Origin of the sequence: Pseudidiomarina halophila, assembly GCF_003987215.1 — a bacterium.
Classification (GTDB): domain Bacteria; phylum Pseudomonadota; class Gammaproteobacteria; order Enterobacterales; family Alteromonadaceae; genus Pseudidiomarina; species Pseudidiomarina halophila.
In genome coordinates this window covers 1,181,212-1,200,746 of the sequence record NZ_PIPW01000001.1, presented here as the reverse complement: position 1 = coordinate 1,200,746, position 19,535 = coordinate 1,181,212, and the positions used below count along the sequence as shown (strand labels likewise).

General features: G+C 49.3%; 27 protein-coding genes. 26 read left to right on the top strand and 1 reads right to left on the bottom strand.

Features of this window, described 5'->3' with window-relative positions:
* Positions 1-48 precede the first annotated feature (48 nt).
* The 11 genes from rnr (at position 49) to dnaB (ending at position 8,879) form a co-directional block, all read left to right on the top strand.
* On the top strand, positions 49-2,385 hold the full coding sequence (gene rnr, locus CWI69_RS05690; protein ID WP_126762660.1) for a ribonuclease R: 2,337 nt from the start codon (positions 49-51) through the stop codon (positions 2,383-2,385).
* A complete protein-coding gene (gene rlmB, locus CWI69_RS05685; protein WP_126762658.1) occupies positions 2,382-3,128 on the top strand; it encodes a 23S rRNA (guanosine(2251)-2'-O)-methyltransferase RlmB in 747 nt (248 codons plus the stop codon). The genes rnr and rlmB overlap by 4 nt, the downstream gene beginning before the upstream one ends.
* 2 nt (positions 3,129-3,130) lie before the next feature.
* Complete coding sequence (locus CWI69_RS05680) at positions 3,131-3,592, top strand: hypothetical protein (protein WP_126762656.1); 462 nt, start codon at positions 3,131-3,133, stop codon at positions 3,590-3,592.
* A 128-nt stretch (positions 3,593-3,720) separates the two neighbouring features.
* Complete coding sequence (gene rpsF / locus CWI69_RS05675; protein ID WP_126762654.1) at positions 3,721-4,092, top strand: 30S ribosomal protein S6; 372 nt, start codon at positions 3,721-3,723, stop codon at positions 4,090-4,092.
* Positions 4,093-4,115: 23 nt separating this feature from the next.
* Complete coding sequence (gene priB, locus CWI69_RS05670; RefSeq protein WP_126762653.1) at positions 4,116-4,424, top strand: primosomal replication protein N; 309 nt, start codon at positions 4,116-4,118, stop codon at positions 4,422-4,424.
* 10 nt (positions 4,425-4,434) lie between these two features.
* Positions 4,435-4,662: a 30S ribosomal protein S18 gene (rpsR, locus tag CWI69_RS05665; RefSeq protein ID WP_126762651.1), complete on the top strand. Its 228-nt coding sequence runs from the start codon at positions 4,435-4,437 to the stop codon at positions 4,660-4,662.
* Positions 4,663-4,705: 43 nt separating this feature from the next.
* Positions 4,706-5,158, top strand: coding sequence for a 50S ribosomal protein L9 (rplI, locus tag CWI69_RS05660; RefSeq protein WP_126762649.1), 453 nt, complete (start codon positions 4,706-4,708; stop codon positions 5,156-5,158).
* Between the two features lie 176 nt (positions 5,159-5,334).
* Positions 5,335-5,898: an RNA polymerase sigma factor gene (locus CWI69_RS05655; protein WP_241971037.1), complete on the top strand. Its 564-nt coding sequence runs from the start codon at positions 5,335-5,337 to the stop codon at positions 5,896-5,898.
* On the top strand, positions 5,882-6,391 hold the full coding sequence (locus CWI69_RS05650) for a hypothetical protein (RefSeq protein WP_126762647.1): 510 nt from the start codon (positions 5,882-5,884) through the stop codon (positions 6,389-6,391). Before CWI69_RS05655 ends, CWI69_RS05650 begins: the two co-directional genes overlap by 17 nt.
* Before the next feature lie 14 nt (positions 6,392-6,405).
* Positions 6,406-7,374 (top strand): DUF4097 family beta strand repeat-containing protein, encoded by a 969-nt coding sequence (locus tag CWI69_RS05645; protein WP_126762645.1) that lies wholly within the window; start codon positions 6,406-6,408, stop codon positions 7,372-7,374.
* A 92-nt stretch (positions 7,375-7,466) separates the two neighbouring features.
* Positions 7,467-8,879 carry a replicative DNA helicase gene (gene dnaB, locus CWI69_RS05640; RefSeq protein ID WP_126762643.1) on the top strand — a complete coding sequence of 471 codons (1,413 nt, stop codon included), beginning with the start codon at positions 7,467-7,469 and terminating at the stop codon, positions 8,877-8,879.
* Here dnaB and zur read toward each other — a convergent pair.
* A complete protein-coding gene (gene zur / locus CWI69_RS05635; RefSeq protein ID WP_126762870.1) occupies positions 8,876-9,316 on the bottom strand; it encodes a zinc uptake transcriptional repressor Zur in 441 nt (146 codons plus the stop codon). The genes dnaB and zur overlap by 4 nt on opposite strands.
* 75 nt (positions 9,317-9,391) lie before the next feature.
* Here zur and CWI69_RS05630 point away from each other — a divergent pair, with 75 nt between their 5' ends.
* From CWI69_RS05630 to rpsQ, 15 genes are all read left to right on the top strand, one after another.
* Complete coding sequence (locus CWI69_RS05630) at positions 9,392-10,999, top strand: amidase (RefSeq protein ID WP_126762641.1); 1,608 nt, start codon at positions 9,392-9,394, stop codon at positions 10,997-10,999.
* Positions 11,000-11,084: 85 nt separating this feature from the next.
* Positions 11,085-12,122, top strand: coding sequence for a tRNA dihydrouridine(20/20a) synthase DusA (gene dusA, locus CWI69_RS05625; RefSeq protein ID WP_126762639.1), 1,038 nt, complete (start codon positions 11,085-11,087; stop codon positions 12,120-12,122).
* Positions 12,123-12,296: 174 nt separating this feature from the next.
* The gene (locus CWI69_RS05620) at positions 12,297-12,572 is read left to right on the top strand and encodes a hypothetical protein (protein WP_126762637.1); all 276 of its coding nucleotides are present in this window, start codon (positions 12,297-12,299) and stop codon (positions 12,570-12,572) included.
* 273 nt (positions 12,573-12,845) lie between these two features.
* Entirely contained in the window at positions 12,846-14,024 is a 1,179-nt protein-coding gene (locus CWI69_RS05615) for a dipeptidase (protein WP_126762868.1), read from the top strand.
* A gap of 415 nt (positions 14,025-14,439) precedes the next feature.
* The gene (gene rpsJ / locus CWI69_RS05610) at positions 14,440-14,751 is read left to right on the top strand and encodes a 30S ribosomal protein S10 (RefSeq protein WP_008488677.1); all 312 of its coding nucleotides are present in this window, start codon (positions 14,440-14,442) and stop codon (positions 14,749-14,751) included.
* A 38-nt stretch (positions 14,752-14,789) separates the two neighbouring features.
* Positions 14,790-15,434, top strand: a complete 645-nt coding sequence (gene rplC, locus CWI69_RS05605; RefSeq protein WP_126762635.1) for a 50S ribosomal protein L3 — start codon at positions 14,790-14,792, stop codon at positions 15,432-15,434.
* Positions 15,435-15,452: 18 nt separating this feature from the next.
* Positions 15,453-16,058 (top strand): 50S ribosomal protein L4, encoded by a 606-nt coding sequence (rplD, locus tag CWI69_RS05600; protein ID WP_126762633.1) that lies wholly within the window; start codon positions 15,453-15,455, stop codon positions 16,056-16,058.
* Positions 16,055-16,357, top strand: a complete 303-nt coding sequence (rplW, locus tag CWI69_RS05595) for a 50S ribosomal protein L23 (protein WP_126762629.1) — start codon at positions 16,055-16,057, stop codon at positions 16,355-16,357. Before rplD ends, rplW begins: the two co-directional genes overlap by 4 nt.
* A 14-nt stretch (positions 16,358-16,371) precedes the next feature.
* Positions 16,372-17,196: a 50S ribosomal protein L2 gene (gene rplB, locus CWI69_RS05590; protein ID WP_126762628.1), complete on the top strand. Its 825-nt coding sequence runs from the start codon at positions 16,372-16,374 to the stop codon at positions 17,194-17,196.
* Between the two features lie 16 nt (positions 17,197-17,212).
* Positions 17,213-17,491 (top strand): 30S ribosomal protein S19, encoded by a 279-nt coding sequence (gene rpsS, locus CWI69_RS05585; RefSeq protein ID WP_026860408.1) that lies wholly within the window; start codon positions 17,213-17,215, stop codon positions 17,489-17,491.
* Positions 17,492-17,503: 12 nt separating this feature from the next.
* Positions 17,504-17,836, top strand: coding sequence for a 50S ribosomal protein L22 (gene rplV, locus CWI69_RS05580; protein ID WP_126762626.1), 333 nt, complete (start codon positions 17,504-17,506; stop codon positions 17,834-17,836).
* 10 nt (positions 17,837-17,846) lie between these two features.
* Positions 17,847-18,533 carry a 30S ribosomal protein S3 gene (rpsC, locus tag CWI69_RS05575; protein WP_126762624.1) on the top strand — a complete coding sequence of 229 codons (687 nt, stop codon included), beginning with the start codon at positions 17,847-17,849 and terminating at the stop codon, positions 18,531-18,533.
* Between the two features lie 11 nt (positions 18,534-18,544).
* Positions 18,545-18,958, top strand: coding sequence for a 50S ribosomal protein L16 (gene rplP, locus CWI69_RS05570; protein WP_126762622.1), 414 nt, complete (start codon positions 18,545-18,547; stop codon positions 18,956-18,958).
* A complete protein-coding gene (gene rpmC, locus CWI69_RS05565) occupies positions 18,958-19,149 on the top strand; it encodes a 50S ribosomal protein L29 (RefSeq protein ID WP_126762620.1) in 192 nt (63 codons plus the stop codon). Before rplP ends, rpmC begins: the two co-directional genes overlap by 1 nt.
* The gene (rpsQ, locus tag CWI69_RS05560; protein WP_126762619.1) at positions 19,149-19,412 is read left to right on the top strand and encodes a 30S ribosomal protein S17; all 264 of its coding nucleotides are present in this window, start codon (positions 19,149-19,151) and stop codon (positions 19,410-19,412) included. Before rpmC ends, rpsQ begins: the two co-directional genes overlap by 1 nt.
* Positions 19,413-19,535 lie beyond the last annotated feature (123 nt).

Below are 19,535 nucleotides of genomic sequence, written 5' to 3'. Positions count from 1 at the left end.
TAGTAAGAGCAACTTAGTCAGTGTCAGAAGCACAAAATTTGAGGTGATATGAGTCACAATAACGATCAGGATACTTCCCCGACTCCAGAGTACGAGGTGGAAATTCCGTCACGCGAAGCGCTTCTTGAAGCCATTGAAGCGCGTTTAAAACCGACCACATTTGAAGAAATCATTGAGCGCTTTAAGCTCGATGATGAACGTCAACATATTGGCCTTAAACGTCGCCTGCGGGCGATGGAACGGGACGGCCAGTTAATTTATACCAAAGCCAATGCGTACGGTTTGCCGTCACGCATGAACCTGATTAAAGGCCGTATTATTGGCCATCGCGATGGTTTTGGTTTCTGTCATCCGGATGATGGTGGCAGTGACTTGTTCATTCCACCTAGCCAGATGTACAGCGTTTTACACGGCGATCGCGTATTGGTGCAAGAGCAGGGAAGTGATAGCAAAGGTCGCCGCGAGGGACGTATTGTTCGCGTTATCGAGCCGCGTCAGGGTGGCATTGTAGGTCGTTTCTTTATTGACCACGACCTTGGCATTGTAGTGCCTGACGATAGCCGCCTGAATCAGGATATTTTAATCCCTGAAGATGCACGTAACGGCGCGCGTCATGGGCAGATCGTGGTGGTCGATATTACCCGTCGGCCGAATCGCAGAACCAGCCCGATCGGTGAGGTGAGTGAAATTCTTGGTGAGCATATGGCACCAGGAATGGAAATAGAAGTTGCGATCCGTGAACACGATATCCCCACCGAGTGGAGTCCGGCAACGCTGAAAGAAATTGAGAAGTTTGGCGAAACTGTGCCGCAGGAAGCCTATGCAGACCGTGTCGATTTACGCGATCTGCCGCTGGTGACCATTGATGGTGAAGATTCACGCGACTTTGATGATGCAGTTTGTGCTGAACCAGATGGTGATGGCTGGCGTCTATGGGTGGCGATTGCCGATGTTAGTTATTATGTTCGTCCCAATACCTCGCTGGATAAAGACGCACTGGAACGTGGTAACTCAGTTTACTTTCCAAATTTTGTGGTACCCATGTTGCCCGAGAAATTATCTAACGGGCTATGTTCACTGAACCCTGATGTCGACCGCTTATGCATGGTCGCAGAAATGCGGATTTCAGCGAAGGGCAAGTTGCGTGAATCAAAATTCTATCCGGCCGTAATGAAGTCACATGCACGACTAACCTACAACAAGGTTGCCGATATAATCGATGGTGATCCTAAGTTACGTCAGGATTACGAACATGTATTGAACCAGGTTGATCACCTGCACTCGTTGTTCAAGGTGCTAAAAGCAGCGCGCCAACAACGTTCAGCAATTGAGTTTGAAACCCTGGAAACACGCTTTATTTTCAACGCGCAGCGGAAAATTGAAAGTATTGAGCCTGTGCGTCGTAACGTTGCCCATACGATCATTGAAGAATGCATGATAATGGCGAATGTGGCCACTGCCCGGCTGATTGAAGGGCATGAGGAAGCCGGCGCGCTATTTCGTGTGCACGAGCCACCTTCGGCCGAACGGTTAACTAACTTCCGCAGCTTTTTGGCCGAGTTAGGATTAACCATGAAAGGCTCTGATGATCCCAGTCCCGCTGATTATGCTGCAGTGCTTGCGCAAGTAGGCGAGCGTCCCGATGCGGAACTTATTCAAACCATGTTGTTACGTTCAATGCAGCAGGCGGTCTACAGTCCGGATAATGCAGGACATTTTGGTCTGGCACTGGAGGAGTATGCACACTTTACCTCACCCATTCGCCGTTATCCTGACTTAATTCTGCACCGGGCCATTAAGGCCTTGTTGAAGAAGCAACAAGGGCCAAACCAAGCTTTAGCTGGCGCGTGGATGTACCCGACGGAGCAACTGGACGAACTTGGTCAGCATTGCTCGATGACCGAGCGGCGTGCGGACGATGCTACCCGTCAAGTTGCCGACTGGCTCAAATGTGAGTACATGCAGGATCACGTTGGCGAAGAATTTACTGGTGTGATTGCTTCTGTTACCAACTTCGGTCTGTTTATTCGTATCGATGATCTATCGATCGACGGGCTGGTGCATGTCAGTAATCTCGATAACGATTATTACCGTTACGACAATGAGCGGCACTTGTTAATCGGCGAAAATAGCCGTCGCGTGTACCGTCTGGGTGACAAAGTACGTGTTCGGGTGCGCAGCGTAAACCTTGATGAACGGAAAATTGATTTAACCTTGTTAGCAGCGGAAAGTCCTGCCGGCAAAGACCGCATGCCCGGGGAAGAAAACGCTGGTGGTGCTGATAAAGCAGCCCGAAAACCGCGCAAGAAGTCATCTGCTAAAGGTAAACGCGGCAAAAGCAGCAGCAAGAGCAGTTCACGCAACAAAGGCAGTAGTAAGAAATGAGTAAGAAAATTTCAGTATTTGGCTTACACGCTGTTCGCGCGCTTATCGAGCGCCATCCCGAGCGGGTGGTGGAAGTATTTGCCTTGCGCGAACGGCAGGATAAAGCCCTGCAAGAGTTGCTGCAACAGGCACAAAAGATGGGCACACGGCCGCAGTTTGTGCCTAAGCAAACTCTCGATAAAAAAGCCGAGGGCGGCAATCACCAGGGGGTTGTTGTCACAGCACTTGAAGCACCCTTGTTGAGTGACAATGATTTGCCGGATCTGGTAGCGAAAAGCGACGGTAAAGCGCTATTTTTAATTCTTGATGGCATCACTGACCCACATAATCTGGGTGCCTGTTTGCGTACTGCTGATGCCGCTGGCGTGACTGCGGTACTGATACCTAAGGACAAATCGGCTTCGATGAATCCGACGGTGCGCAAAGTTGCAAGCGGTGCGGCAGAAACCGTACCTCTGGTGCAAGTGACGAATCTGGCCCGGGCCCTTAAGCAATTACAGGATCTGCAGGTATGGATTATGGGTACTGCCGGCGAGGCTGATAAATCTGTGTATCAAGTCGATCTTACCGGTTCTGTTGCCTTAGTTATGGGCGCCGAAGGTGATGGTATGCGCCGTCTGACTCGTGAAACCTGTGATGAACTGATAAAAATTCCACTGCTTGGTTCGGTATCGAGTCTGAATGTGTCAGTCGCAACGGGCGTATGTTTGTTTGAAGCTGTCCGTCAGCGTCAGGCAAGCTAAGCATGGGCAAAGTTCCGTTAATGCGCATGCGCCCGGTGGTGCTGTCGCTGTTAGTTATGGTATTGCTGGCCCTGGCATGGTTACCCACAGGAAACTTTTTGCCAGGTGACCGAACCAATAAACCGCAACTGCACGTCACTTACATTACCGCCAGCGGACCTGATTTGCGGGACGATGTGCTTTACGACTTGCAACAACGCATCGGGCAGCGCCATGAGTGGCAGCTGGTCGAAAACGATGAAGTTTACGCCTGGCAACTTGATATTAATGTTGATATTGCCGAGCAGGTCGTGATTCATGGTGTGCTTACCGCCCCAATACAAGAAGCAGGTTCAGCAGCGCCGCAGGTGCAGCGTTTTAAGATCCAGGGTCCGAAAAATGCCGTGGGTGCGCTGCCCGAACAATTTGTAAAAGTGCTGATTGATTTGATTGAAAACGCAGAAAACCATCAGGCAAGCTTGTGATCTGAAGCTATTTCGGCTACACTCCCGCCGCTTAAATCAGTCTAATGTTTTATTAAACTATCAAAAGCGTTCCTTGCTGCTGTAGGTGTGACTGAGCCTCAAGTAGCTATGAACCATAAGGAGCAGAAATGCGTCATTATGAAATCGTATTCATGGTCCATCCGGACCAGAGCGAGCAAGTACCGGGTATGATCGAGCGTTATAGCGACACGATCAAACAAGGTAACGGCACCATCCATCGTTTGGAAGACTGGGGCCGTCGTCAACTGGCTTACCCAATCAACAAGTTGCACAAAGCACATTACGTATTGATGAACATCGAAGCATCTAACGAAGTTATCGAAGAGCTTGAAACAGCTTTCCGTTATAACGACGCCGTGTTGCGCAACATGATCATGCGTAAGAAAGATGCCGTCACTGAACCTTCTCCTTTGACTAAGAAAGAAGAGCGTAAAGGTGATAGCCGCAACGAAGAACAAGACGACAGCGAAGCAGCGTAAGCTGATTTGCGACGTCTACCATTGTGGAATTAAGCAATCAACTGAATTTAGGTGGTAGTGTCAGCAAACCGCCGAAGTTAACCACCAGTCCAGCGGGTATAAAGCATTTACGCTTTGTCTTCGACCATCAGTCGGAGCAACAGGAAGCTGGATTAACACGCCGCAGTTTTGTAAGAATTCTGGTTGTGTTGAGTGGTAGTGAAGCTGCGCAATGGGCAAACGAATTGACCGTTGGGACGCAATTGCAAGTAACTGGTTTTTTGAATCGTATTGAAGATAAAAACGGAGTTGGAAAACTTGTACTGCATGCCCAGCAACTTGTGAAGATTTGAGGAGACCATCATGGCTCGTTTTTTCCGTCGCCGTAAATTCTGCCGCTTTAAGGCCGAAGGCGTAAAAGAAATTGATTATAAAGATATCGCTACTCTGAAAAACTACGTTACTGAGAGTGGCAAAATCGTTCCTAGCCGCATCACTGGCACTTCAGCGAAGTACCAGCGTCAGTTGGCGCGTGCCATCAAGCGTGCACGTTATTTGTCGTTGCTGCCTTATACTGATTCACATCAGTAAGCCGGCATCGCGAACGATCTCAGAAACTCAGAGGTAGCGAACAATGGAAATTATTCTATTAGACAAAATTGCCAACTTAGGTGGCTTGGGTGACCAGGTTTCTGTTAAGTCTGGTTATGCACGTAACTTTTTGTTCCCGCAAGGTAAAGCAGTTCCTGCAACCCAAGCGAACATCAAGGTATTCGAAGAGCGTCGTGCTGAATTAGAAGCGAAAATCGCTGCTGATTTAGCTGCCGCAGAGAAACGTGCAGAGAAAATCAACGCACTTGACCCAATCGTGATCAGCTCTAAAGCTGGTGACGAAGGTAAATTGTTTGGCTCTATCGGTACTAAAGACATCGCTGACGCAGTAACAGCGGCCGGTGTTGAAGTGCAGAAGAGCGAAGTATTATTGCCAAACGGTACATTGCGTGAAACTGGCGAGTACGACATCGAGCTGCACCTGCACGCTGATGTATTTGCTAGCGTTAAATTGCAAGTGGTTGCTGCGGACTAAGGTGCATATGCACACTTAGTAAAGCAAACAACATACAGAAGACCGCATCCTGTTGGACAGGATGCGGTTTTTTTTTGCTTTTTTATCTACCCATGTAAACTTTTATCTAATTCATTGCGACCTATCTAACAAGAACCGCGAAGTAAGCTGTATCGGCAAACGAATAAGGACCACAAGTGACCGCACAAGTGATCAGTCATAGCGCATTCGATGACCCTGATAAGGGCCTGGTGGCGCAAGCCGCGAAAGGCAATATGCATGCTTTTCAGCAACTTTTCGAGCGTCATCATCGCCGGGTTTATGGTTTGGTATGGCGCTTGGCTGGCGATACGGACGCGGCACATGATTTGACCCAGGAAGTATTTATTAAATTGTGGGACAACCTCAGCAGTTTTCGCGGCGAGAGTAAATTCAGTACCTGGTTACACACCGTAGCTACGCGGGTTGCTATTAGCGAGCTACGTAAAGCAAACCGCTGGCAGCGGATGCAGCTGACGGGCGAGGCGGGGTACGCGGATACGCTGGAATATCAGGAAAGTGCCGATCTGAGTGAACTTGATCAATTAATCAGGCGACTGCCAGAGCAGACCCGTTGGGCGTTTGTTTTACATTGTATTGAAGGTCTGCGGCATGAAGATGTTGCTGCGGAAATGGGAATTGCAGTAGGCACCAGTAAAGCACAGGTGCATCGGGCTCGAACAATGTTAGAGGAGTGGCTAAGCGATGACCACAGCGAATGAGAAGTTAAACCAGCTTGTGCAGGACGCCGCCGCAGGAAAACAAGCGCCACAACCCCGTGAGGATTTATGGCGGGGTATTGAACACAGTATCACGCGGCGGAGCCAGCGCTCAGGTAAATGGCTGAACTGGGTCTGGGCCAGCGCTGCCTGCACGGTACTCGCGGTGGGGTTGATTACTTTTAATAGCATGCAACCTGACTCGGGCACTGCTACGCCGCAGGCAGAGCTGCTGTTGACCATGCTCAATCAGCAACATGAACAACAAAAGCAACAGCTGTTAATTCACTATCAGACCGTGGGCTGGGATGGGCAAAGTAGTTACCTCGAGCAGGAGCTGGGACAAATTCAGGCAAGTATTAAAGAGGTGAGTGCACAACTCGTGCAAGAACCTAACAATCAGCAGCTGTGGCAATTATTGCAATGGCTGTACAGCAAAGAGCTGGAACTGCTGGAATCGCAGTTCAAGGTCAATGAACCGTTACAACAAGTTTAACTAACGAGGAATTTATGATGAAGACAATGACAAATTTAGTGCTCAGTGCGAGTTTGTTGATGGGGTTTAGTTTGCTATCGACCAGTGCTCTGGCGCAGCAGGAAACTGTCGACCAGCAACTTGAAGTTCCCGCTGATGTCGTGGTGAATATCGAAAACATGCGTGGCGAAGTCCAAATTATTGGCTCGGACACGAATTACGCCGAAGTCAAAGGACAACTTGATGAGTATGCGACGGGGTTCACCTTTGAGCTCGATGGTAGCAACTTGACCATACGGGTTGAGATGCCAAATGGCGGAAACTTTTCTGGTAATGACGTGAGTGATTTAACCGTGCACCTGCCACGTACTGCTGAGCTACACGTGAGCGGTGTATCAAGTGACTTTGCCCTGTCTGACTTTAACAGTGAGATCCGTGTAAATACCGTGAGCGGCGACATTGATGCGACTAACCTGACTGGTGACATCAGACTTTCGACCGTAAGCGGCGACGTGATCAGTAGAGGTTTAGCGGGTGGTATTGCTTTGAAATCAGTCAGCGGCGATATCATCGACCGCGACGGTGCAGCTGATAAAGCGAGCTATGCTTCAACAAGCGGTGATGTGCAGGCGACCACCTCAGCACGTGAAATTTCTGCAGAAAGTGTCTCCGGGGATGTCGATCTTAATTTGCAAACGATTACCCGGCTGGTTTTAAAGTCAGTCAGTGGCGACGTGCAAGCTAGCTTGAACCTGGCAGATAATGGCCGGATTGAGGGAAACTCGGTCAGCGGCGATGTAGAACTGATTTTCGCCGGGGCCGTGAATGCAAACCTTGAGGCGAATGTCAGCGGCGGTGGCGATATCGTTAACAAGCTTAATAACGCGCAAGCTGAGGAATCAAAGTGGGGCGTTGGTGCCCATCTGAATACCAAAGTGGGTAGTGGCGCAGGTAACATTGAACTCACGACCATGAGTGGCGATATCATCATTCGTAAAAAATAACCAATAAGGAGCGGATCCGTGCGGATCCGCTTCCCTCCGTCCTCAGGTTTTTGTATAGTCGTACCCATTCTTCCGATTCACCTGAGAGAGCTATGGCAGGCAACCGCCCGGACAAGCACCAACGCAACGACGCTAAATTAGCTGCGATTAAAACGCCCCCCCATTCGATTGAAGCAGAGCAATCGGTATTAGGCGGTTTAATGCTCGACAACCAGGCGTGGGATGCGATTTCTGGTGATATCATCAGCGATGACTTTTACCATCGCGGACACCGGCTTATTTTCCGCGCCATGCATCGGTTATCGGAGCAAAATCAACCGATTGACCTGATTACCGTTTCTGAAACGCTAGAGGCTGCAGGCGAACTGAAAGATGTAGGTGGTTTCGCTTACCTGGGTGAGATCGCAAAAAACACTCCTAGTGCCGCAAACATAAGAGCTTATGCGCAGATCGTCCGCGAGCGGGCAATCCTGCGGGAAATGATTGCCGCCTCCAATGAAATTGCCGAGTCGTGTTTTGATACGCAGAATCGCGGCAGTGCTGAATTATTGGACCTGGCGGAAAGTAAAGTTTTCCACATCGCCGAAAAACGCACAACCGCGAGTGAAGGGCCTCAGGCCATCGCGCCTATCCTGCAGCGTACTGTCGATCGTATTGATGAACTCAGTCGCAGTAATAATCCAAATGGCGTTACCGGGCGTTCAACGGGCTTTACTGACTTAGATCGCATGACCGCCGGTCTGCAGTCGTCCGATTTGATTATTGTGGCGGCGCGGCCATCAATGGGTAAAACCACCTTCGCCATGAACCTTTGTGAAAATATTGCTCTGAAAGAGGACAAACCGGTTCTGGTGTTTAGTCTGGAGATGCCTTCCGAGCAAATCATGATGCGGATGATGGCGTCATTAAGCCATGTGGACCAGACGCGTATTCGTAATGGCCAGTTAAAAGAAGAAGACTGGAGCCGGGTGGCATCAACCATTTCAATTTTGAAAGACCGCAATAATATCTACATTGATGACTCTTCAGGATTAACGCCAACTGAAGTGCGTTCACGGGCGCGCCGCGTTTTTCGTGAACATGGTGGCTTATCCGTCATCATGGTGGATTACCTGCAGTTGATGACGGTACCGGGCATGTCTGAAAACCGGACCCTTGAAATTGCTGAGATTTCACGTTCCCTGAAAGCGCTGGCGAAGGAGCTGGAAGTGCCTGTGGTAGCCTTGTCGCAGCTAAACCGTTCACTTGAACAGCGTTCAAACCGCCGCCCGGTCAATTCGGATCTGCGTGAGTCAGGCTCTATTGAGCAGGACGCCGACGTGATTATGTTCATCTATCGTGATGAAGTTTATCATCCGGATAGTGAGGAGAAAGGAATTGCTGAGGTTATTCTTGGTAAGCAACGGAATGGGCCAATTGGCACCATCAAGCTAAAATTCCAGGGGCAATACTCACGTTTCGATAATCTCGCTAAACACGAGATCCCTGACGGACCCGAGTATTAAGCGCAGTCGCGGCACACACCGTGTGCTTCGATGGATTGACTGATCACCTGAAAGCCCTGATCTTCCGCTTGTTTGCGTAGCGCATCGTAGACGCCTTCCGACTGAATCTCCTGCACGGAACCACAGCGCTCGCAAATTAACATTTGTACCGGATGCTGATGGTCGAAATGGCTGCATAAAACGTAACTGTTAGATGACGTGATTTTGTGTACGAAGCCCTGCTCCTGGAGAAAATCCAGCGCACGATAAATGGTCGGCGGCTTGGCATTTGGCACTGCGGATCTGAGCTTATCTAACAAATCGTAAGCACCGACAGCACCAGTTTCGGCAGCGAGGATCTCAAACACTTCGCGGCGCGCAGGAGTTAGCCGCGCACCTCGTTGTTCGCATAATTTTTCGGCCTTAGTGACCAGTCGAGCGGTTTCTTTTGACGTCATATCGCAAAGTTTACCACGCTCGTCTGCGATGGGATAGACTGATGCCATGGATTAACTCTTAGCAGGAAAACAACAATGACAACCATCGGGAATCAACCTAAGCGCCGCAGCTGGCGCCGCCTTCTCATCACCTTATTCAGTGCCGGATTACTTTGGCAAAGTCAGGCCATTGCGGCAACTGATTTTGACTACCAATTTGACTATCAGGAAGTACAAGTCGATGAATTGCAGGCAGCAATGGCAGACGGACAGCTTAATGCCGAAGCTATTGTGCGCCACTACTATCAACAAATCGCCCAACACAACCAGCGCGGCGCTGACTTGCGCGCGGTAAATCAGTTGTTACCGCTGGAACAAGCGTTGGCGCTGGCCCGTGATCTAGACGCTGAACGCGATAACGGGACGGTGCGGGGTCCGTTGCACGGGATCCCGGTTCTGCTTAAAGACAATATCGACACTGCCGACGGTCTGCCAAATACCGCAGGTTCATTGTTACTTAAAGAGCACTTCCCGGCGCAGGATGCATTTTTGGTTGAGCGCCTGCGGGACGCTGGTGCAATTATCATTGGTAAGGCTAATTTAAGCGAATGGGCGAATTTTCGTTCAACCGCGTCAAGTTCTGGCTGGAGTAGTGTCGGTGGACAAACAAAGAACCCGTTCGACACCACCCGCAGCACCTGCGGATCTAGTGCTGGGTCAGCTGCAGCAGTGAGTGCTAACTTTATACCCTTGGCGGTAGGAACTGAGACCGATGGTTCGCTGGTCTGTCCGGCGGCGGTTACCGGTATCGTTACTATTAAGCCAACCATTGGGTTAATCAGCCGCAGCGGTATTATTCCAATTTCACACAGTCAGGATACCGCGGGGCCGATGGCGCGCTCGGTGCGCGACGCAGTGTACCTGCTGGCAGCTATGCAGGGGAAAGATGCAGCGGACAGCGCAGGTTATGCAGTTGACACAGATTTCACAGCCCATTTGAAGGACGATGGCTTACGCGGCAAACGTATTGGCGTTATGCGCGACTTAACGGGGTATCATGCGGGTCTTGATGCGGTATTTGACGCGCAACTTGAGGCGCTGCGCAACGCTGGTGCCATTATCGTAGACGATATCGAATTCGTGAATGGTCGTGGCTGGGGTCAGGACGAATTCACCGTGCTGTTACACGAATTCAAAGCTGACATGGCGGCGTATTTTGCCCAGCATCCGCAATCTCCTTATCGCAGCCTGGCGGATCTGATTGCCGCCAACGAAGCTCAAGCTGACAGTATTATGCCATTCTTTGGGCAAGAGCTGTTCACCATGGCGGACGCCCGTAGCGAAGCGCAACAGGAAGAATATGAAGCGGCGCTCAAACGCGCTAAACAAGCTGCTGGCGTAGATGGTATCGACGCAACACTGAAGGCGCACAAGCTTGATCTGTTGATTGCACCAACCACAGCACCAGCATGGAAGATCGACTTGATCAATGGTGATCATTACCTTGGCTCAGCGAGTTCACCGGCTGCGGTTGCCGGCTACCCGCACATCACTGTGCCTATGGGCTTTGTTCAGCATTTACCGGTCGGCTTAAGTTTCTTCGCTGGGGCAAATAGCGAAGCCACCCTGATTGAAGCTGCGTATGGTTTTGAACAGGTAACTCAAGCGCGTAAAGCACCTCCGCTAATGCCGCGCGACCACTAGCTCTGCCATCAGGCAGGTAAGTCAAACTTGCAAAGCGAGGCCGAAAACGTAGAATACGGCCTCCGCTTTACTATCAGAGATTATCATGGTCCAGAAACTCATAGCTCCGACACTTGCCGTAGCCCCGATGCTGGACTGGACCGACCGCCACTGTCGGTATTTTCATCGTTTATTTACCAGTGAAACCGTGCTTTTCACGGAAATGGTGACAACGGGCGCCATAATCTACGGTAAGTATGATTTCCTTGCATTTAATCCTGCAGAACAACCTGTTGTGCTACAGCTTGGTGGTAGTGACCCCGGTGCTATGGCTGAGTGTGCGGCACGGGCCTACGAACGTGGTTATGCAGGGGTAGATATTAACGTAGGTTGCCCTTCCGATCGGGTTAAAAATGGTAGCTTCGGCGCTTGTCTGATGGCGGATCCGGAGGTCGTTGCTGCATGCATAAAGGCGATGCGACAGGCTGCGCCCGAATTAAGAATTTCGGTAAAAACCAGACTCGGAATAGATGAGCTCGATAGCGATGAATTTCTTTACCGCTTTATCGATAGCATCAGCGAAGCAGGGTCTGAGCATCTTACTCTGCACGCTCGCAAGGCATGGTTGCAGGGCTTAAGCCCGAAGCAAAATCGTGAGATTCCACCATTACAGTACGAGCGAGTGTATCAAGCTAAGCAACGTTACCCGCAGTTGCATATGATGATTAATGGTGGCATTACCAGTGCCAGCGCTATCGCTACTCACCTGGAACATGTTGACGGCGTGATGATCGGGCGCGAGGCTTACCAGAATCCCGCCTTCCTGGGTTGCTTTGATGAGCTCCTCACGGCACCGCAACACAATCCTGCCAATGAGGCCGCTGACTTTACTTTCCAGGCGGCTGCGGTCGAGCAAATGATCCCGTACATGCAGGCTCACCTAGAGCAGGGTGGGCGTTGTTGGCACGTCGCCCGGCATATGCTGGGACTGTTTCAGGGACAGCCGGGTGCCAAGCGCTGGCGGCAATGGTTGAGCCAACAAGGTCCCGCTGCAGAGTCAGCTGAACAGTTGCTACGGGAAGGCTTGGCATTGGTGCTCACTGCGCGTGAGGATTTTGACCAAAAAATAGTCGAAAACACGTAGTGAAATCCAGTCAGCACTTCTTTAACTAGCTTCAAAATAAAAATAAAAACTTTGTAAAACAACGTGATGCGTTAACACTTACAAAGTTGGCACAACCTTTGTATTACTTCTAGCGACTTAACTCATACCGTTGTGACGACGGTGAGTATTCAACACCAAAGCTAGGAGAACAAAATGAAAAAGTTAGTTTTAAGTCTGGCCATTGTTTCGTCAATTTTCGCTGCACCAGCGTTGGCCAAGCAACCCACGTTGCATGAAGCGATAAGCCAGTCATTGGCGGCGCAAACTCAGATCGTGAAGCAGCAGCTTACGCTACAGACCAAGCGCTCAAGTATCCATAATCTGGCCGAGATGCGCAAAGAAATCCCTTATCGTGTGGTGGTCTATGCGTCAGTTGAAGCTTCGCAAAATGACATCAATGAGAGTTCGAAACGGGTTCAGCCGGAGTAATCATAATGTTTGCTTCAATAACCACTTGGCTGATTATTTTGACCTTTGCCCCGGTCGCCAGCATCTTAGCTGCAGCTGCGGTCGTTGCCACGAACCATGCGCTTAACGGGATCAAGACAGGGTGATTTTAGTTAAATAGTTGTGCTAGTCTGCTGTTCACTATAAAACACAATAAAAACGTAATTTTGAATTACAGAGGAATGTGCAGTGAACAAATACGCATGGTTCGGTAAGGTCAGCACCCTAAGTCTGACTACAGTTCTGACAACAGCGATGGCGGTTTCAACTGCGTTGGCAGCGCCAGTAAACAATGAAAAGCAATACAGCGCCAGTGAACGAGCAATACAACTGGCCCAGGAAAACCTAATCATCGATACCCATATTGATGTGCCGTACCGCTTGAACAATCACTGGGACGATGTCAGCAAAGCGACCGAAGGTGGTGACTTTGATTACCCGCGTGCGGTTGCCGGCGGCCTGAACGTGCCGTTTATGTCGATTTATATTCCTGCGCAACTGGAGCAAACCCCGGGCGCAAGTAAGCAACTTGCCCATCAGCTGATCGATAGTATGGAAGCGCTGGCCTGGCGTGCACCAGAAAAATTCGCGATGGCCTATAATGTCGCCGACGTTATGCAACAGTACGAAGAGGGCTTGATTTCGCTGGCCCTGGGTATGGAAAATGGCTCGCCGATAGAAGGCGATATGGCCAATCTTAAAGAATTCTACGACCGTGGTATCCGCTATATTACCCTGTCCCATTCATTATCAAATCATATCGCTGATTCGTCCTACGATATCCGGCGCCAGTGGGATGGTTTAAGCCCATTTGGTAAAGAGCTGGTGGTGGAGATGAATAATATCGGCATGATGGTGGATATCTCTCACGTTTCTGACGACGCTTTCTGGCAAACCATTGAGATCAGTAAAGCACCGGTGATCGCCTCGCATTCATCATTACGCAGTTATACACCTGGTTTTGAACGCAACATGAGCGATGAGATGATCAAAGCCCTGGCTGAAAACGGTGGTGTGATTATGATCAACTTTGGTTCCAGCTTTGTAACCCAGGCAGCCAACCGCTGGCGCGACATGCTGAATCAGCAGGTAGACCAGGTAAACGAAGAGTTCGGTGAAGAGAGCGAAACAGCCCAACAACGTATTGCCGAATTGCGTGCTGACAACCCGTTCCCCTATGCGACCCTGGAACAAGTACTTAACCACATTGACTATGTCGTTGATCTGGTGGGTATCGAGCATGTTGGTATAGGTTCAGATTATGATGGCGTGGGTGACTCGCTGCCAGTGGGTTTAAAAGACGTATCTAGCTATCCTAACCTGGTTCAGGGCCTGATGGACCGCGGTTATTCAGATGCCGAGATTAAAATGATTCTGAATGAGAATATTCTGCGCGTCTGGCGCGAAGTAGAAGCCTACGCCGCCAACCATTAATATATTCAAGAGCGTTATTCGTTATTCGTTACTCGTTATTCGTGAAAAACGCGCAACGACAACAACAAAACAATAATCAAAACCACCTCTCCGTTTCAGTTGATACTGAGCGGAGAGTTTTTTGTTTAACGATTAACGAACAGTGAGCGAAGCGAACGTACGAATAACGAGTAACGCTCTTGCTTTTCTATGTTTTGTCTGTATAATTCGCCGCCACGGTTGATGATCCCTATGGGGACTATTTATTCCCTGAAGGGAAAAGAATTCAACCGGTAGTTGGTTGCCACAGCAATCCCGATAGGGGATTGAATGGATATTTCGTTGAAAATACCTCTCCCGGTATGCTGCCAGGGTGTAGGTTTTTTTCTGTGCTCTTTTTTTAAATGCTCTTTATTATTTGAGGCTTTGATTTTTTATGGCTAATCAAAGAATTCGGATTCGACTGAAAGCGTTCGATCACCGTCTGATAGACCAGTCGACTGCAGAGATCGTCGAAACTGCAAAACGCACTGGTGCTCAGGTACGTGGTCCAATCCCTCTGCCTACGCGCAAAGAACGTTTCACCGTGTTGATTTCACCACACGTGAACAAAGATGCGCGTGACCAGTACGAGATCCGTACCCACAAGCGTCTGATTGATATCATGGACCCAACTGACAAGACTGTTGATGCGCTGATGCGTCTTGACCTTGCAGCTGGCGTTGATGTTCAAATCAGCCTGGGTTAAGCGGGCAGTAATAGGATTACACACGAGAGGTTTTAACAATGGCTATTGGTCTAGTCGGTCGTAAAGTAGGAATGACACGTGTCTTCCAAGAAGACGGCGCTTCTGTACCTGTTACTGTGATTGAAGTGACTGCAAACCGTGTGACTCAGGTTAAAACTGAGGAAACGGACGGCTATCGTGCGCTTCAAGTTACAACAGGTGACAAAAAAGCGAACCGCGTAAACAAACCAGCTGCTGGTCACTTCGCGAAAGCGGGTGTTGAAGCAGGTCGTGGTCTCTGGGAATTCCGCCTGGAAGACGGCGAAGGTGATGATTTCGCAGTAGGTTCTGAAATTACCGTAGAATTATTCGCGGACACCAAAAAAGTAGACGTTACCGGCATCTCTAAAGGTAAAGGTTTCCAAGGTGCTGTTAAGCGCTGGAATTTCCGTACCCAGGACGCTACCCATGGTAACTCGTTGTCACATCGTGCACCGGGTTCTATCGGACAAAACCAGTCTCCTGGTCGGGTATTCAAAGGCAAGAAAATGGCAGGCCAAATGGGTAACAAACAAATTACCGTACAAACGCTTGATGTTGTACGTGTAGACGCTGAGCGTGGTTTGTTGCTAATTCGCGGCGCTGTCCCTGGTGCTACTGGTGGTGATGTAATCATCAAGCCAGCAGTCAAGGCAAAGGCGTAACGTCTGAGGAGAATGGTGATGGAATTAACATTTAAAGACGCAAAAGGCGCTCTTGAGGTTTCCGAAGCTACCTTTGGACGTGAGTTCAATGAAGCTCTGATTCATCAGGTCGTCGTTGCTTATGCTGCTGGTGCTCGTCAGGGCTCTAAAGCACAGAAGACACGCGCTGAAGTTTCTGGCGGCGGCAAAAAGCCGTGGCGTCAAAAGGGAACTGGTCGTGCCCGTGCGGGTACTGCTAGCAGCCCAATCTGGCGTAGTGGTGGTGTAACTTTCGCAGCGAAACCACAAAACCACGCACAGAAAGTAAACAAGAAAATGTACCGCGGTGCGATGAAAAGCATCTTGTCTGAACTGGTTCGTCAGGATCGTTTAGTCGTGGTAGAGAGCTTTGGTGTTGAAGCACCAAAGACTAAGCAATTGTCCGCTAAGCTGAAAGAAATGGGCTTGAACGACGTGTTAATCGTGACTAAAGAACTTGATGAAAACTTGTTCTTAGCGTCACGCAACCTGCACAAGGTTGACGCACGTGATGTTCAGGGCGTTGATCCGGTTAGCCTGATTGCTTTCGAAAAAGTTCTGATGACTGCGGACGCGGTGAAGCAACTTGAGGAGGTATTATCATGATGCGTGAAGAACGTTTACTTAAAGTGATTCTTGCTCCTCACGTTTCTGAGAAATCAACTGTTGCAGCTGAAACCAGCAACACCGTTGTTTTCAAGGTTGCTACCGATGCGAACAAATCTGAAATCAAAGCTGCAGTTGAAAAACTGTTCGAGGTTGAAGTTGAACGCGTTCGTACTGTCAACGTGAAAGGCAAAACCAAACGCTCAGGCATGCGCTTCGGTAAGCGTAGTGACTGGAAAAAAGCGTATGTCACCCTTAAAGAAGGTGCTGACATCGACTTCGTCGGCGGCGCTGAGTAATAGGAGGAATTCACATGGCATTAGTTAAGTGTAAGCCTACGTCTCCAGGTCGTCGCCACGTAGTTAAAGTGGTTAACGAAGACCTGTATAAAGGCAAGCCTTACGCGCCTTTGCTGGATAAAAACAGCAAGAAAGGTGGTCGTAACAATAACGGTCGTATTACAGTTCGTCACATCGGCGGTGGTCATAAGCATCACTACCGTTTGGTTGACTTTAAACGCGACAAAGATGGTATCCCTGCGAAAGTTGAGCGTTTGGAATATGATCCAAACCGTTCAGCAAATATCGCATTGGTTCTGTATGCAGACGGCGAACGTCGCTACATTCTTGCTCCTAAGGGCTTGAAAGCTGGTGACCAGGTTAAGTCTGGATCAGATGCACCGATTAAAGCGGGTAACGCATTACCTTTACGGAATATTCCAGTAGGTTCTGTTGTTCACGCAATCGAAATGAAGCCTGGTAAAGGTGCTCAGCTGGCGCGTTCAGCTGGTGCTTATGTTCAGGTTTTGGCTCGCGATGGCGGTTACGTAACTTTACGTCTGCGTTCTGGCGAAGTACGCCGGATTCAGTCGGATTGTCGTGCAACCATCGGTGAAGTCGGCAACGCAGAGCACATGCTGCGTCAATTGGGTAAAGCTGGTGCAACGCGCTGGCGTGGTGTTCGTCCTACCGTCCGCGGTGTGGCGATGAACCCAGTTGATCACCCACATGGTGGTGGTGAAGGTCGTACTTCAGGTGGTCGTCATCCGGTGAGCCCATGGGGTACACCGACTAAGGGTTATAAGACCCGTAAGAACAAACGTACTGATAAATTCATCGTACGTCGTCGCAACAAATAAGAGTTGAGGATTAAACATGCCACGTTCTCTTAAAAAAGGTCCATTTATTGACCTTCACCTGCTAAATAAGGTGGAGAAAGCGTTGGAAGCCGGGGACAAGAAGCCAATTAAAACTTGGTCCCGTCGTTCAATGATTATCCCTGATATGATCGGCCTTACTATTGCTGTTCATAACGGTCGCCAGCACGTGCCAGTTTTCGTTTCTGACGAAATGATTGGTCACAAGCTTGGTGAATTTGCACCAACCCGTACTTATCGCGGCCACGCTGCTGATAAGAAAGCGAAGAAACGGTAAGGGAGACACAAGATGGAAGCTATTGCTATTCACAAGTTCGCCCGCCTATCTCCGCAGAAAGGCCGGTTGGTTGCTGACCAAATTCGCGGTTTGCCAGTTGCGAAAGCGCTGGACGTACTGAACTACAGCCCTAAAGATGCAGCTGGTCTGTTGAAGAAGGTGCTGGAATCAGCTATCGCGAATGCTGAACACAACGAAGGTGCCGACATCGACGAGCTTAAAGTTGCAAAAGTAATGGTTGACGAAGGTCCTACCATGAAACGCATCAAGCCTCGTGCGAAAGGTCGTGCTGATCGTATCCTAAAGCGTACCAGCCACATTACTGTGGTTGTTTCAGATAGCTAGGAGATAAGTTATGGGTCAGAAAGTTCATCCTAATGGTATTCGCCTAGGTATCACCAAACCATGGAATGCAACCTGGTTCGCGAATACAAAAGATTTTGCCGATAACCTGCACAGTGATCACCAGGTTCGCCAATTGTTGCGCAAGCAGCTGAGCAATGCTTCAGTTTCTCGCATCGTTATTGAGCGTCCTGCGAAGAGCATCCGTGTCACCATTCATACTGCACGCCCAGGCGTGGTCATCGGTAAGAAAGGTGAAGATGTTGAGAAGCTGCGTCAAGCAGTTTCAAAATTGACTGGCGTGCCAGCTCAAATCAACATCTCAGAAGTGCGTAAGCCTGAATTGGACGCGCAACTGGTTGCGGAAAACATTGCTGGTCAGCTGGAACGTCGTGTTATGTTCCGTCGCGCTATGAAGCGTGCCGTACAGAACGCAATGCGTCTTGGCGCCAAGGGTATCAAAGTGGAAGTTAGCGGTCGTTTAGGTGGAGCAGAAATTGCTCGTACTGAATGGTACCGTGAAGGTCGCGTACCGCTGCACACATTACGTGCAGATATCGATTACGCAACTGCTGAAGCAAATACCACTTACGGTATCATCGGTGTGAAAGTTTGGGTCTTCCGTGGTGAAGTACTGGGCGGTATGCCAGTCGAAGAAAAGCCACAAGCTCCAGCCAAACGCCCTAAAGGCCGTAAGTAAGGAGATACTAAATGTTACAACCAAAGCGTACTAAATTCCGTAAGGTCCATAAGGGCCGCAACCGTGGTATGGCGCAAGCAGGTAACAAAGTTAGCTTCGGTACTTTCGGATTGAAAGCTGTTGACCGTGGTCGTATGACTGCGCGTCAAATCGAAGCGGCTCGTCGTGCCATGACGCGTCACGTTAAACGTCAGGGTAAAATTTGGATCCGCGTATTCCCTGATAAGCCAATTACTCAAAAGCCTCTTGAAGTGCGGATGGGTAAAGGTAAAGGTAACGTGGAATACTGGGTAGCTCAAATTCAGCCAGGTCGTGTCCTGTATGAAATCGACGGTGTCTCGGAAGAGCTGGCGCGTGAAGCGTTTACTCTTGCGGCACGTAAGCTGCCATTCAAAACCATCTTTGTATCTCGGACGGTGATGTAATGAAAGCGAACGAACTTAAAGATAAAACCGTTGAGCAGCTGCAAGAAGAATTGCTGGGTTTGCGTCGTGAGCAGTTTAATCTGCGCATGCAAGCAGCGACTGGTCAGCTGAATCAAACTCACATGTTGAAGCAAGTGCGTCGTGATATTGCACGTGTGAAAACAATTCTGAATCAGAAGGCAGGTGCGTAATGGCTGAAGAAAAACGTGTTCGTACTCTGCAAGGTCGTGTAATTAGCGATAAGATGGACAAGTCTATCACTGTTGCTATTGAGCGTCGGGTTAAACACCCTGTATACGGTAAGTACATTTCTCGTACTACTAAATTACACGCACACGACGAAGACAACTCGTGCAAAACTGGCGATACCGTGATTATTCGCGAAACTCGTCCAGTATCTAAGACTAAGTCTTGGGCACTTGTTGAAATTGTAGAGCGCGCAGAAGTTATCTAATTAGTAGATAACAAGTTGTGAATAAAAAGGCTTCCTTCGTGGGGGCCTTTTTTTTGATCTAAATTCGCTTCTTACGCATAAGTTTCTATAATGAATGGAAATAAAAAAACCACGAGGAGTAAG